12 protein-coding genes are annotated in these 13,447 nt (G+C 60.7%); 6 read left to right on the plus strand and 6 right to left on the minus strand.

Annotated features, from left to right (window positions below):
• Positions 1-109: 109 nt before the first annotated feature.
• Positions 110-1,000, minus strand: coding sequence for an HNH endonuclease (locus QJT78_RS30130; protein ID WP_038943869.1), 891 nt, complete (start codon positions 998-1,000; stop codon positions 110-112).
• A 323-nt stretch (positions 1,001-1,323) separates the two neighbouring features.
• Between QJT78_RS30130 and QJT78_RS30135 the strand changes: the two genes are divergently transcribed.
• On the plus strand, positions 1,324-2,250 hold the full coding sequence (locus QJT78_RS30135; RefSeq protein ID WP_162136576.1) for a hypothetical protein: 927 nt from the start codon (positions 1,324-1,326) through the stop codon (positions 2,248-2,250).
• A 199-nt stretch (positions 2,251-2,449) separates the two neighbouring features.
• Here the strand turns inward: QJT78_RS30135 and QJT78_RS30140 are convergent, their stop codons facing one another.
• Positions 2,450-3,091: a hypothetical protein gene (locus tag QJT78_RS30140; protein ID WP_038943873.1), complete on the minus strand. Its 642-nt coding sequence runs from the start codon at positions 3,089-3,091 to the stop codon at positions 2,450-2,452.
• The gene (locus QJT78_RS30145) at positions 3,088-3,780 is read right to left on the minus strand and encodes an HNH endonuclease signature motif containing protein (protein WP_038943874.1); all 693 of its coding nucleotides are present in this window, start codon (positions 3,778-3,780) and stop codon (positions 3,088-3,090) included. The genes QJT78_RS30140 and QJT78_RS30145 overlap by 4 nt, the downstream gene beginning before the upstream one ends.
• Before the next feature lie 246 nt (positions 3,781-4,026).
• Here QJT78_RS30145 and QJT78_RS30150 point away from each other — a divergent pair, with 246 nt between their 5' ends.
• Positions 4,027-5,892: an SIR2 family protein gene (locus tag QJT78_RS30150; RefSeq protein WP_240537645.1), complete on the plus strand. Its 1,866-nt coding sequence runs from the start codon at positions 4,027-4,029 to the stop codon at positions 5,890-5,892.
• Between the two features lie 221 nt (positions 5,893-6,113).
• Positions 6,114-7,343 (plus strand): nuclease PIN, encoded by a 1,230-nt coding sequence (locus QJT78_RS30155; protein WP_240537646.1) that lies wholly within the window; start codon positions 6,114-6,116, stop codon positions 7,341-7,343.
• A gap of 25 nt (positions 7,344-7,368) precedes the next feature.
• Here QJT78_RS30155 and QJT78_RS30160 read toward each other — a convergent pair whose 3' ends face one another.
• From QJT78_RS30160 to QJT78_RS30170, 3 genes are read right to left on the minus strand one after another with little or no spacing between them, the layout of a single operon-like run.
• On the minus strand, positions 7,369-7,836 hold the full coding sequence (locus QJT78_RS30160; RefSeq protein ID WP_038943877.1) for a hypothetical protein: 468 nt from the start codon (positions 7,834-7,836) through the stop codon (positions 7,369-7,371).
• 11 nt (positions 7,837-7,847) lie between these two features.
• The gene (locus tag QJT78_RS30165; RefSeq protein ID WP_038943878.1) at positions 7,848-8,090 is read right to left on the minus strand and encodes a hypothetical protein; all 243 of its coding nucleotides are present in this window, start codon (positions 8,088-8,090) and stop codon (positions 7,848-7,850) included.
• On the minus strand, positions 8,083-10,137 hold the full coding sequence (locus QJT78_RS30170) for a DEAD/DEAH box helicase family protein (RefSeq protein WP_049807744.1): 2,055 nt from the start codon (positions 10,135-10,137) through the stop codon (positions 8,083-8,085). Before QJT78_RS30170 ends, QJT78_RS30165 begins: the two co-directional genes overlap by 8 nt.
• A gap of 185 nt (positions 10,138-10,322) precedes the next feature.
• Between QJT78_RS30170 and QJT78_RS30175 the strand changes: the two genes are divergently transcribed.
• The 3 genes from QJT78_RS30175 to QJT78_RS30185 all read left to right on the plus strand — a co-directional run bounded on the left by QJT78_RS30175 (position 10,323) and on the right by QJT78_RS30185 (position 13,379).
• Entirely contained in the window at positions 10,323-10,913 is a 591-nt protein-coding gene (locus tag QJT78_RS30175) for a ComF family protein (RefSeq protein WP_038943880.1), read from the plus strand.
• A 4-nt stretch (positions 10,914-10,917) separates the two neighbouring features.
• Positions 10,918-11,787 carry an XRE family transcriptional regulator gene (locus QJT78_RS30180; protein ID WP_038943881.1) on the plus strand — a complete coding sequence of 290 codons (870 nt, stop codon included), beginning with the start codon at positions 10,918-10,920 and terminating at the stop codon, positions 11,785-11,787.
• A gap of 395 nt (positions 11,788-12,182) precedes the next feature.
• Positions 12,183-13,379, plus strand: a complete 1,197-nt coding sequence (locus QJT78_RS30185; protein ID WP_212490982.1) for a DUF932 domain-containing protein — start codon at positions 12,183-12,185, stop codon at positions 13,377-13,379.
• The last annotated feature ends 68 nt before the right edge of the window (positions 13,380-13,447 follow it).

The following is a 13,447-nucleotide window of genomic DNA, read 5'->3' on the forward strand; positions in this document are numbered from 1 at the left end:
TACGCCCTCCCGACGCAACGACAAAACCGTAAAGCCCCGCGTTCAGCATAACCCGGCAGGAATCCACTTAAATCCAGCGGGGCGCTGTCCAAACAACCGGGGCCAGCTCTCAATGCTCACGATGCCACTTTAAAAAATGCGGATGAGGCCGGTCCGATGGTCTCCTGGGTTCAAGCGCACGACCGGTCTTGTTGATGACCGATCGAACGCCTTCCAGGTCGTTTGTCTGGCGCGAGATCAATATTTCCAGATCATCGGCCAAGCTGATCAAACCGCGATCGAACATCCAATGAGCGGTACCGGACAGTGCGATCCCATTGCTCACGATGTCCGGCCCATTTGCCTCCACAGGCCGTATGTGCGCCGCCGCGACCTCTGCGCGCCCCATTCCATTAATGAGCTTCAGCCCGGTGATCGCGCAGCGCTCATCGTAGGCACGCAGTACTATTCGACGAAAAACTCGATCGCGCAGAAGTCTCGATACCGTAAGGCTGACGCGATCTCGCTGCTGCTCAGACATGAACGGCGCCTGCTCTTTTTCGTCAAGTTGAGACAACCTAACATCGGCATCAACTCGGGGCAGCAGCGGTGCGCCTTCCGTGAAACCGAGTTCGAATATTCGATTGAAATCGTCGGGTGAGATTGGCCGAACGGCCGCCTGAGCACGTCCCGAAATTCGTCCTTGCTCGTTCAACACGCCGCGCTCCACGGGATGAGTTGGGTCGTTGAAAGCGACTGGATTGGCAAAATCGAGATAGCTTCCAGGTTCAATCAGAGCGAGATACATACCCGAAGTGCCGGGGTCGGGAATAACCTGCTGAACCCGAGCAATCGCAAAGTAGCCGCGCGTCTCCGCAACCTTGCTCGGTTCGTAATAGATGATCCAGTCACCGACGCAGGCTTGAACGCGACGCAAATACTGACTGGGGAACTGATACCGTTCAGCCGGGCTGTCATCGTAGATCGAGTCCAATCGATGGATGAATACCCCAAACCCCATGATCTATGCTGCGACGCCTCTCCGGGAAGTAACCACCGAATTCAGTGCTGTTGAACTTGGAGCCCCCCTACTCCCACTCGATGGTCAACAGGCATAACTTCGCATTGTAACTATTGAACTTTCGGATCGCGCTCCGAACCCATACCAACTGAGATACCATCAGGGTCAAGCGCCGGATTCGCACATTCTCCACCGCATTGCTACTCGCCTTGAGCGTGCGCGCATTGCAAACAAGCTTCGGAAGAACGCGCGCCCTCTCCCCATCCCATGGCCGCATAGGCGCGCTCTATCTCCGATATTGCGACCCATGTTAGGAATTCGCGATGGAAAGGTCTTCGCCATTCTCAGATCGGTTCGGATTTCGGCCACCGGACGCCGAGATCACTATCCGCGAAGACGCGCCTGACGCTGTGCGCGATGGCGTAGTGATGCTTGGCTACGCTTGCGGGCTCGGCCCAGGGGGCATGCGAGACACGGTCTGCGAGGTCCTGCTCAAGCGGCCCGATCCAAATAATTGGTCCGCAGGTAACGTCGAAAATGAGGTTTCCTACCTCGTTGATGGCGCGCCCTGGTATCGGGTGTATGACATCGCCGAACACCTTTACCGAGCCGTCGGCGAGGGCGACTTCACCAACACCAAGCGCCCCGAATTCGAGCGTCGGCTCAACCAGCTTTTTCACGAGCATGGCGTAGGCTGGCAGATGAAAGCGGGCATCATCGTCACTCGTGGGTCTGAACCATTTGAACTGGCCACGAATGACGCAGCTCAAATCATGCGAGACTCCGGCACACCGACCGCCGCAAACGAACTGCACGAGGCTTTAAAGGACATTTCCCGGCGGCCGACTGCTGACGTGACGGGCGCCATTCAACATGCCATGGCGGCACTCGAGTGCGTCGCCCGCGAGGTCGACGGTAGTACCGACACACTCGGAAAGATCATCGGTCGGCTGAGCTTTCCTCCTCCACTCGATTCCGCTTTACACAAGCTCTGGGGATTTGCTTCTGAGCAAGGCCGGCACATCCAGGAAGGACGCGAACCAAGATTCGAAGAAGCAGAGTTGGTTGTTACCGTGGCGTCCGCTGTAAGTGTCTATCTTCTGCGCGCGACGGGAAGAACACCCTTAACGGTCGCAAAATGGCGACGACCTCAAACGCGGCTTTCGCTATATCCGGCAAGGTACGCCAACGGAACGCATTTTTCCCTAGCCACGAACCGCGTGTGGTTCGCCTCTGATGGCAGCATATAGAGCAAGTGGAGTGGCAAGCTCTCGGCCGCCACACCTAACTCAGATTTGAGCTTGCTCAGCGGTTCGCCATCTGGACCAACGACGAGGATATCTATGTCCCGCCCGACGCCGTTGAGGGTCGAGCCGAACATGTATGACTCGAAACCCGCCAGGGATTTGCATGACCCTAGGAGATGAGCGGCAACGTCACTCGCAGTCATCAAGCCTTCTTCAGGCACTCCCTCAGCTCGTCCCATTTCATCACCTCACATCCGAGTTGACGTCCGGCCTCCAACGCCTCGGGCGATGGCGTTCCGCTTGGATTGATGTTCCAAGCAATGTCGACTGGGCCAAATCGATCCCAGAGGCTCCGGACAGCATCAGCGGTAGGCTCGTATTCCGCTAGCATTCCGATCCGGAGCGTCGTTCCGGTCCTGAGCGAAACACGGTAAACCCGGTCGAATTCCCGGACGACATCAGCCACAGGGCCATACTGCCGGATGAGCCTGTCCGAAAATTTGTAGACCTTGTGAGACGCGGTATTTGCATCGCCGTCTAAGGCCGCCGAGCCAAGCGTGCCAAAACTTCCCCAACCCACGCCATTCTCTTCGAGGTAACGAATCGCGTCGCCTTCCCAGACGCAGCTCGTGCGGTAACCACATAAGAAGTCCAGATTCTCGAACTGCTCCCGATAGCCAATGGCCGCCTCTATATTGATCGTCTCATTCGCAGCAATCGCAGCAAATACATCCGGTCGATCTGGAGTAGAGACCTTGATGAGGTCGCCTGCTACATGCTCCGCCTTTGAGCGTTCGCCCGGTTTAGAAAAGTTGGCGAGAGCGTATTTTACCTGCCAGTTCACCCGAAAATACCTTCCATCGCCGCCGGAAAACGAATAGCGCGACCAGCGACACCGCAAACGTGTCGTTCTGATAGCCCGCGGACGTGTTCTTGATACTCCGCGAAGGTGCGTCGTTCTTCGTCGGTCGCAAGCTTCAGATTTGCCTCGATGATCGCTTGGACCCGGTAGTGGTTCGGCAGGATGACGCTCCTCATCCGCTGGCTCCACGCCGCCGCCGCCTCAGATTCCGGATCGTACTCGAACTTTGACCCATCGACGGGAGCATAGCGTTCCCAGATTGCTCTGTTTTCCGCCAGTATGCCGGTCACGGCCTCCCGAACCTGAGCACGCTCGTCATACGACCTGATGCCTTGCTTAAGCGCCAAATTCGCGAGGTGGCTCTGCTTCCAATCGAGCAGGATATTGCGTGGGTAGGCCTCGGGGTCCTTGTCGATTTTCGTATGACAGGTCGGGCACAGTAGGATCAGGTTCTCAAATGAGTCCGCGTCGAAACCGCCAGCTGGCCGGTCCTCGAAGCGCGGCCCGGCATCGCCGTGCGGGATAACGTGCGCCATTTCGGCGATGTGCTTGTCGCCGCCCATTTCGACGGGGAACAAAGCATTAAGGCAGTCCGGCTTCTGACAATGCCCTGATGCCGCTGCAAATAATCGCAGTCTTGTTCCAGCGGGTATCGCCTTACGCTCTGCCATCGAGGCACTCCATCTCCTTGCGATCCGCCGACATTCTATTGGTCGGAGGCCTTTACCTGTGCCAGCCTGCACCAGACCCGCCGAGCATTGAATAGAGATGCGGAGGGAATCGTTACCTCGGGGGAAGTCTGAGAGGGCAAGGTCACGGTGTAAATCGGCCTGAACGACTTTACAGAACTAGCCCACACCCAAGTATGATCGTCTCCCTATCTCGGTGGAAGGACCAGCACCATTCCCGTCCCGACGATGTCAGCATCGCAGTTTGCGACCGCCTTCGATCTCAGGCCAAACCTGGTGGCATGGTTCCTCGGCGCCGGAGCGTCGGCCGCCTCAGGCATTCCGACCGGCTACGCCATGATCCAGGATTTCAAGGCGCAGATCTTTTGCCGGGAGACGAACCTGTCGAGGCGGGAGATCGATACGGCTGATCCGATCTGGATCGACAGGATCGATTCTTTCTTCCGGCAATCGTCGCTTCTGCCACCCGCCGGGGACCCGACCGAATATGCGGCAGCGTTCGAAGCGGTGTACCCGCAACCCCGCCATCGCCGGCAGTACATCGACGACGCGATCTCCAAGGGCACGCCCTGTTTCGGGCATAAGGTCCTCGGCAGCCTGATGGCGTCCGGCAAGGTGGACTGCGTTTTCACGACGAACTTCGATCCCCTCATTGAGGAGGCGGCGCTTTCGGCAAATGTAATCTTGCCCGTGGCGGCCCAGAATCGCCCGACCGTTGCTGCGATCGACTCAGCCGACCGAGCGATGCGTTGCCTCAACGAATCGGATTGGCCGCTAGTAGCGAAGCTTCACGGTGACTATCAGTCGATCGCGATCAAGAATACCGGATCGGAGCTGGAGCAACAGGACATCCGAATGCGGCATGTCCTGGTAGAGGCCGGCCAGAGGTTCGGAATGATCTTTGTCGGCTATAGCGGTCGGGACGCCTCGATCATGGAAGCCCTCACGGATGTCCTCAATACGCCGGCGCCGTTCCCAAATGGGTTGTACTGGCTCACCTCTTCGGCCGCACGCCTCTTGCCAGCCGTTTCGGAATTTCTGGACCGGGCTCAGGTTGCTGGCGTCGACGTGGCTGTCGTCGAGTGCGCGACCTTTGACGAACTGGCTGCCGACCTCATCAGGACGACCGATCTGCCGCAACCGCTCTTCGATCGCGTGATGGAGGGCCGTCCTTCGCCGCGCCTGGTGCCTGTGCAACTCCCCACCGCCGAGGCTCGAGCCTTCCCCGTATTACGCTATTCCGCGCTTCTGATTGAAAAGATGCCGCGCACCGCCCGGCGAGTGAAGCTCGCACAAAATACGACCTCTCCCGCGGTCCGAGAGCTTCTTAAAGAGAAGGGGGTCAGGGCGACGGTCGCGGCTCAAGGGCGAGAGCTGGCGGTGTTCGGCAAGGATCAGGAAATCATCGATGCGCTGGCGCCGCTCGGGGCGGCGCTTGATGGCGAGATCGAATTGAATCCGGTCACGAACAGTTGGGCAATGGGCCTCCTCTATGACGCACTGGTCAGAAGCTTGGCGCGACGCCTACCGCTCATTCCCCGCTACAAGCGCTCCGGACATTCCGTCGTTATCGCCTCACCTCGCGAAGGAGACGATCCGGAGCGTCTTCGTCAAAACTCGCAGATGCTGGCCAACCTCCGGAACGCCTATAAGAGCGACCTATTTGGTGTGGTCCCTGATCTCAGCTTCCCCTTTCAGGAAGGCGTCTTCCTGAAGCTGGACCTTGTCGACGGGCGGTGGTGGTGCGGCTTCGAGCCTTACACCTTCGTGCAAGTCCCGCGTCCCGAAGAGCCGCGAGACGGCGATCCGGAGCGCTCGGGAGCCTCAATCGCAGACCCAATGGGAGCGCGCCCGGAGCGTCACGGCGACCCAGCGGGTGACTGGCGCCGAGAGCGCTGGGCGCAGCGGTACAACCGGAATTGGGCGGCAATTATCGACGCCTGGGCACAGCTCCTCACCAGCGCCACCGGCAGGACAAAACGCGCGTTTGGGCTACAGGACGGCGCTGGGATCGACGCCATATTCGAGGTCTCGCCTGTCACGGGCTGGAGCCGACCCGGCCACCACCACGTCTACTTCGATAGGACGACGTGATGAGCGCTCCCGCTTCGCTGACGAAGCTGCCGCCGTTCACGCTGCTGGACGAGCCTGACCTGTCCTTCTCGCCCTCGGATGCGACGCACGTCGATGTCCATCCGCTCAGGGGGCTTGCGAACTTCGGCCCCTATTCGAAGGGGTCGTTCGGCAGCTTCACCTCGCGCATAAGGGTTGCGACCGTAGGTCCGGAGAGCGCGTTCAGGCGGCGCGGCGAGCTGATGCTGCTCCTGCGCAACGCGCATCGACCATCCGACAGATCGGAATACGTCCCGCAGTATCCGGGCTTCGAGCGACTTTACCGCGTAGCGCTGGAAGCGGCGCCCCGCGATGCGCACATCAAGTGGCCGGAACATCTGCACGAGCTTCCAGGCGACGGTGACCCGCAAACCAGGCTTTTTCTCGCGATGGAGGCCGCGCTCCGGCGGCTGGAGTTGGTGCGTAACGACTTCGACGTTGTGCTAGTCCATTTCCCCGACGCCTGGAATCCCGCCACGCGTGGCAAATTTTTCGATGCCCACGACGCGCTCAAGGCGCTGGGCGCCCGATTCAATATCCCGACCCAGGTGCTCAACGACCGAGCTTTTACCTTCACGCACAAGGCGTCGCTCGCATGGCGATTGGCGACAGCCCTCTATGTGAAGGCCGGCGGCACGCCATGGAAGCTGGCGCCGCTGAAAGGCGTGCCGGCCGATACGGCCTACATCGGCCTGGCCTACGCGCTGCGCGGCGACCAGCAAGACGCGCACTACGTGACCTGCTGCTCGCAGGTGTTCGACATGGATGGCGGCGGCATGCAGTTCGTGGCCTTCGAGGCCAAAGATCCCGTTGCAGACGTCGCCGAGGCGCGGAGAAATCCTTTTCTAAGCCGCGACGACATGCGCGCCGTACTGGCTCGCAGCCTGGAGCTTTATCAGGGACGCAATGGCGGCAACCTGCCCAAGCGCATGGTCATCCACAAGACGACCGCGTTCAAAGATGGGGAGATCGAAGGGGCGTTTGACGCGCTGGCGGGTGTCCCGGAGATCGAATGCATCGAGGTTAGTTCGGCGTCCTGCTGGCGGGGCGTTTGGCTTATTGAGTCGGGCGTGCAGAGGCCTCCGACCAAGCCCTCGGGCTACCCCGTGCCCCGTGGCACGATGGTCGTGCGGTCCGGAAACTCGGCCTTGGTTTGGGTTGCCGGCAATGCGCCTGACGTCTCGACGAAGGGCGACTATTACCAGGGCAAGAAGAGCATTCCGCGACCGCTCCAGTTGATCCGACACGCCGGCAGCGGTCCGCTCGAACTGACGGCCCACGAAGCGCTCGCGTTGACCAAAATGGATTGGAACAATGATGCTCTCTACGATCCCGTGCCGGTGAGCATTCGCTACTCGCAGAGGTTGGCGCGCACGATAGCGAACGTCCCGGACCTCCCGCGAAACGTCTATCCTTATCGACTATTCATGTAGCGCGCTCTGGCGCTCGCGAAGTCCATCATGAAAGACCGCGACGCCTCACTGCCCCTATCACTTTCTGATTTATTGAACGCCTGCTTGCCAACTGCCGATCAGTGAGGTTGCGCTTACGCATCGTGCTTTGTTGGAACTGATATTCCCAGTCGTTGATCACCCCTCGCTCATGGAAGAATGCGGTGGCGTCGGGACCGATTGCCTTGTCCAGGTCCGCTCGGACACGTTTCAGCGATTGGAAAATCAGATCGGAGCGGAAGCCGAGGAAGCGCTTCACGCACACATTGCCGACGTCCACCGATTTTGCGGTCGTAGCATTTGAAATGGTACACAACTCGATGATTGGGAAATGGCCACACAGACAGGTCTCGGGCTCGTCGGCCTCGGAAATTTCGACGAGGTGCCACTCCTTTTTGGCCACTTCCCAATGAGTGGCCCGGCTCAGCGCCAAGATCGCGGCCTTTAGCTGCTGAAAGTTGTAACCGTCGCCCATTCCCCCGTCCTTCAGCTCTCAGGCGGTGACATTCCGAGTCCTTCGTAGATGGTCCTCAGCTTCGCCCAGGCCGCATCAAGCATAGGCTTCGCAGCTTCTCGGCTATAGCTGTAGTCATCGTTGGTCGCGTTGGTACGAACAACGAGACACCACTCGCCCTTCGGGATGACGTGGGAGCTGTTCCTTCGACATTTGCGCTGGCGCTGCGCCTGCTCAATCTTCACGTCGATCAGAATGTCTCTGACTTTAGCCATCGTTCTTCCCCTTTAGGGAGTCGCGCACGTTGTCTCCCAACATGTCGAGTGCAGCCAGTGCGTCCTCATTGTCGCCAGCGTCGGGCGCCTTGCGGCTCCCGGACTTAATCCCGAGATGTTCATTGATCGCCTTGTTCAGCAGTGACGTGACGGCGGCCCGGTTGTCACGACCGGCGACGGTCTTGTCTCGCTGGCCAACCTCGCGGCCGGCGGGCGAGAGTTTCAGATCCTTGAGGATGCGTGCGACGACGGAGCCTGTGCGTTCGGACAGCCGCTTGCGCGCGCCAACCCGCCGCGCCTGCGGCTGCACAGGAAGGTCGCCAGAACTACTGACCTGGGACAGCTCCGCCTGTTTTCGGCGCAGCGTCTCCCTGAGCTTGTCCTTCGCGATGACGTCGCGCAGGCGGAGGCCAGCGCCAATCTCGTGGTCCAGCATCTCTTCGAGGACGCGATCGTCTTCCGGATCAAGGAACGACCGATTGATGAATGAGCCGACGATCTCGTTATCGACCAGCATCCCGATATCGAAGCGACGGGGCTCTCCTGAGCCGTCGCCATCGCCATTCTCGTCACCGGCCTCCAACCACTTCTTGACCATCGCCTGGTCATCGAAGTCGAGTTCGCGGAAATCGTCCCAATGGGCGTCGGTGTTCAAGCCCACATGGGAAACCACGAAGGCGTGGTTGTCCGGGTGGTCCGGCTTCGCCTCATGGACGACGCGCATCACGCGCCCGACGAACTGGATGTAAGGCGATAAGCTTGCGAATGGCCGGAAGATGGCCGCGACGCTCAGAGGCGGATGATCGAAGCCTTCGCCAAGCATCTGCACCTGGACGATGCAATCGAGCTTGCCGCTGCGCAGATCGGCGAGAACGGCGTCCTGCTTGTCTCGATCCATCTCACCGTAGATTTCGGCCGCCTTTAGGCCCCGCTCTTCGTACAAGCCGCGCACCTGGCGGGCATGGTCGACGGAACAGGCGACGGCGATGATCTGATGACGAAAACCGCTGCGCTCTCGCAGCTCCTGGAGGTATTTGATGCTGGCGTCGACGATGTGACGGTTGCACTCCGGGGCCAACGCGACGCCCCGCCGGAACCAGGCATGTTCCCGCAAGGCCAACACCTCTTCCAAGGTGTGCCGTTTCGTATCGTCACGGTAGGTGAAGGACAGCTCTGACGGTGCGACGTTCCGAGAGTGGATCTGCTTGATGTATCCCTTCACCATCGCCCGGGTGAACGGGTAGCGATAGATCACCTTGCCGACCGGCCGCGTTCCGTCACCCCGGAACGGCGTCGCCGTCAAGCTGACGACCTTGGCGTTCGGAAAGCGATCGAAGACCTTCGCCCAGCTCGGGGCCACGTTGTGGTGGCCCTCGTCGATCATGATCATGTCGAAATAGTTCGGTGGAAACTGGGGGAGCCAGCGATCGGCCGAGCTGGCCAATTGGTGGATGTTGGTCACGACGAACTGGCTCGCGTTGCAGTCGTGGAGATTGGCGTCGACGCCATCCAGGACGGCGCGAAACGGCCCTGAGGAAAAATCGTGGAGCGCGCCCGTCCGCCGCCAGAAATTCTTCGGGTTGCTGATGTCGAGCGATTCCGCGACGCCCGACCGGATCGTCAAATTCGGTGTGATGACGAGCGCGCGCCCTTTGGCGACGCCGAAGGGCAATGTCGCAATGACGCCGGTCTTTCCGCAGCCGACAGGAATCTGCAGGATCACCGGCTCGTTCGAGGCTTCGAAGTGGGTCCGCACTGCCCGGTGGGCGCCCTGCTGCGGCTCCCGGATCTTGGGGTTCGCCTCAATGTCTGCAGTCAGCGTCTGAAACATATGGTCGGGCTCGTCGGCGGCCTGTTCGGCGCGCCGATACTCGAGGCGGAAGGGCTCAAGGTCGGGCCGGCGATAGAAGCGATAGCCGCTTCCCGGCCGGCGCACCGGCTTGAGCTTGTCGGAGGCATCCCACCGTCGAAGCGTATCCTTCGAGACGCCGACATACTCGGCGGCCTCGGCAAGGGTTAGGAAATCAGGGGCATCATTCTGTGACATGCCGCAACCTTATGCAACTCTATGCATTCGGTCAACCCCCTGGGCGACGACCCCGGCGCTGTGAGCGTTCCGGATGCCATTGATGACGCCGCTATGAGACTCTTGCGGATCATACAAGATTTTGTATATATCTCGGATGGCCTTGTGGACGGCGCTCCGAGGGCCTGCAAGGAACAATCTTCGTCATGCAGGTTCAGATTCGAAAGCTCGAAGGCAGTTGGGATCTCGGTTACGCGCTCCACAAGCATACGCTGTCGAGCGTCTACCTGGGCGACGACGAATACGGCCACCCTCGATTTGACACGACGCGCTCGGAGCCCGGCGAGGCGCTATACCAGCTTAAATATCGAGCCGATTGGAATCAGGTTCAGCCGCTCGCGGCCCAAGTGCAGCAATCCTTGCTGCCGCTGTTCGGCAAGATCGGCCTGATTATCCCGATGCCCGCCTCCACGGTGCGGGCGCGCCAGCCGGTCAATGAGATCGCCAACGAACTCGGCAAACTGACGAAGACGCCGGTGTTCGACGACATCATCGTCAAGGCGCCCGCGCCCGAAGGCAGCCCCCAGCTCAAGAACCTGCATGGCCGCGAGGCGAAGGACGCCGCATTGGAGGGACGGTTCAGCATCAACCCGTCCATCACCAACGAAGGGTGTTGGAACGCGCTTGTCCTTGACGATCTTTTCGACACGGGTGCCACGATGGACGCCGTCTGCAAAACGCTGCGCACGTACAAGAAAATCAACCATGTCTACGCCGCTTCGATCACATGGAAGTAATGCCATGACCACTGTCTTCATCGCCGGATCAATCTCCATCAGCCGCCTGCATGAGAAGGTCGCGGACAGGATCAACAAGATCGTGTCTTCAGACTTCAACGTCGTGGTCGGAGACGCCGATGGCGCCGATACCTCAATTCAGGAATGCCTACAGCGGTACCGAGCAGGAAAGGTCACCGTTTATTGCACCGGCGACTCGCCCCGGAACAATGTCGCAGAATGGCCGGTCCACAGGGTCGTTTCGAAGGCTAAAGCGGGCACACGCGCCTATTTCACCGCCAAAGACCTGGAGATGGCGCGCGACAGCGACTATGGCCTCATGGTCTGGGATTGCAAAAGCACCGGCACGCTCAGCAATGTCATCGAGCTTCTTAGAGAAAAGAAGAAGTCGGTGGTCTTCGTAAACAAGAACAAGGATTTCGTCACCATATCGGACAAGGGCGGCTTGGAGCGCCTTGTCGCCTTCATGTCGGATCATGCTCGGGCAAAGGCAGAAGAGAAGATCGGCCTCGCCGCGAAGATCGCCAGCATCGCCCACGAGCAATTCTCGCTGGACATCAGTGCGAATAGCGAATCGTCAGCAGGCCCGGTGAAGGATATCGAGCCGTCAGCACCAGCCGAAGCGAGCCCGGCGCAGAACGAGAGCGCAAAGTTACGTGCGGCGCTTATGACGGCGCTCAAGGAGCATATTTCCCGCGCGCATCTAAGCCAGTCTCAAGCGGCCAAAGTCTTTGGCGTGACTCAACCGCGGATCTCGGACCTCACCCGTGGCAAGGTCGACCTATTCGGCCTCGACGCCTTGGTTAACATGGCCGCTACGGCGGGCTTGCGTGTAGAGATGCACGTTCGCGACGCCGGCGTTGCTGCTGGCTGACGCGGCCACGCGACCCGTACTCCCGCCATGCATCTCGTACTCAGTCCGGGCCACGAAGCGGGAGAAGAATGTGGCCAACGGCATCCTCGGCCGAGAGCCCTTCATCGCCGGTGACGGTCAAAGCCGCGCGTGTCTTTTGTAGAGCCAGAACTGTATCAACGCGCCGCCCATGATGGTGACGAGGCCGATCTTCTTTACTGCCTTTTGCGCGAGCTAGAGCCAGGACGGCGGCGGGGGAATGCCTTCCCCCTGGTCGGCGCCGTGGTCGCCGACGCACCCCCTTCTGCGGGGAAATCCCCGCAACGCCCCTATTAGAGTGAGAGGACGGACCGGCTTCGCCGTGACGGGTTGAGGGCTGGAGGAGAGGCCTCCGGCGCCCGTCATGGAGACTAGCCATGACCCATGTGGAGATTCTGGACGCCGCTCGCGACCGCGCTGGCGGCTACAAGGTGGATGTGAGCCGCGGCGAGCGGATCGGCCGTGTATCGTCGGAATGGTTCTCGCGGCCGGCGGACGAGCGTTACCTGTCCCTGTCGGACCTCTACGCCGCCGTCCGTGGCCGGACAGAGCGGAGCCGCACCCGAACCGTCGAGAGCGCGGCGATCCGGGTCGAGGCGAGCCGCGACGATGCCGAACGCCTGGCGCTGATGCTGCCCGGCTCGGATGCGCCGATCGCGCCGACCCATTGGAGCTTCGGTCAGCTTGCCGGCCTGATCGGAGCGCCAGCGGCCTATCTGCGGCAGCTTCCGGCACCGCTGGCCGGTATCAATCTGCAATACGGCCTGACGTCCCATCGCGCCGAGCAGGTGAAGACGCTCGAGATCGAGGATGGTCGCGTCGAGCTGCGCGCCGTCACCGGGCCCGACTACGGCCGCATCTTCGACCACGAGCTGGTCTCGGCCGTTCAGCGCATCGCCGGCAATGGCACGGGCGACACGCGCTGGAAGGTCCCAGGCGTGCTCGACTGGTCAACGGGCAGATACAATCCGCGCGTCGACGTCACGCAGGACACGACGACGCTCTACGCGTCCGATCGCGACGTCTTCCTCTTCCTGGTCGACGATCTCAATCCGATCGAGGCCGGCCGGCTGCCGGATGGCTCGCCCGACCTTTACTTCCGCGGCTTCTATTGCTGGAATTCCGAGGTGGGCGCGAAGACGCTCGGCATGGCGAGCTTCTACCTCCGCGCCGTCTGCCAGAATCGCAATCTCTGGGGCGTCGAAGATTTCGAGGAGATCACCATCCGCCACTCGAAATACGCCGCTTCCCGCTTCGCGCATGAGGCGGCGCCGGCGCTGACCCGCTTCGCCAATTCCTCGCCGCTCCCCTTCGTCAACGGCATCAGAGCGGCGCGGGAAAAGATCGTCGCCCGCTCCGACGAGGACCGCAGCGACTTCCTGCGCCAGCGCGGTTTCTCCAAGGCCGCGACGGCGAAGATCATCGAGACCGTCTTGGCCGAGGAAGGCCGCAAGCCCGAGAGCGTCTTCGACTTCGTGCAGGGCATCACAGCCGTCGCGCGGGATAAGACCCAGCAGGACGCGCGGCTCGATCTCGAGGCGCGGGCCAAGAAGCTGCTCGACCGGGCGGCCTGACTCCCGGAAAGCCGGAGATACGGAAAGCGTGTCTCCGGCCTTCAGCCGATGCCGGCTAATTGGGAGTC

It is taken from the genome of Bradyrhizobium sp. Mp27 (assembly GCF_029953005.1).
In the GTDB taxonomy this organism is placed as follows: Bacteria; Pseudomonadota; Alphaproteobacteria; order Rhizobiales; family Xanthobacteraceae; genus Bradyrhizobium; species Bradyrhizobium barranii.

Excerpts from the sequence above, each read along its gene's own strand:
- QJT78_RS30165 (WP_038943878.1), bottom strand. The coding sequence starts at position 8,090 with ATGGCTAAAGTCAGAGACATTCTGATCGACGTGAAGATTGAGCAGGCG.
- QJT78_RS30155 (WP_240537646.1), top strand. The coding sequence starts at position 6,114 with ATGCTGCTCCTGCGCAACGCGCATCGACCATCCGACAGATCGGAATAC.
- QJT78_RS30135 (WP_162136576.1), top strand. The coding sequence starts at position 1,324 with ATGGAAAGGTCTTCGCCATTCTCAGATCGGTTCGGATTTCGGCCACCG.
- QJT78_RS30160 (WP_038943877.1), bottom strand. The coding sequence starts at position 7,836 with ATGGGCGACGGTTACAACTTTCAGCAGCTAAAGGCCGCGATCTTGGCG.
- QJT78_RS30150 (WP_240537645.1), top strand. The coding sequence starts at position 4,027 with ATGTCAGCATCGCAGTTTGCGACCGCCTTCGATCTCAGGCCAAACCTG.
- QJT78_RS30180 (WP_038943881.1), top strand. The coding sequence starts at position 10,918 with ATGACCACTGTCTTCATCGCCGGATCAATCTCCATCAGCCGCCTGCAT.
- QJT78_RS30175 (WP_038943880.1), top strand. The coding sequence starts at position 10,323 with ATGCAGGTTCAGATTCGAAAGCTCGAAGGCAGTTGGGATCTCGGTTAC.
- QJT78_RS30145 (WP_038943874.1), bottom strand. The coding sequence starts at position 3,780 with ATGGCAGAGCGTAAGGCGATACCCGCTGGAACAAGACTGCGATTATTT.
- QJT78_RS30185 (WP_212490982.1), top strand. The coding sequence starts at position 12,183 with ATGACCCATGTGGAGATTCTGGACGCCGCTCGCGACCGCGCTGGCGGC.
- QJT78_RS30170 (WP_049807744.1), bottom strand. The coding sequence starts at position 10,137 with ATGTCACAGAATGATGCCCCTGATTTCCTAACCCTTGCCGAGGCCGCC.
- QJT78_RS30130 (WP_038943869.1), bottom strand. The coding sequence starts at position 1,000 with ATGGGGTTTGGGGTATTCATCCATCGATTGGACTCGATCTACGATGAC.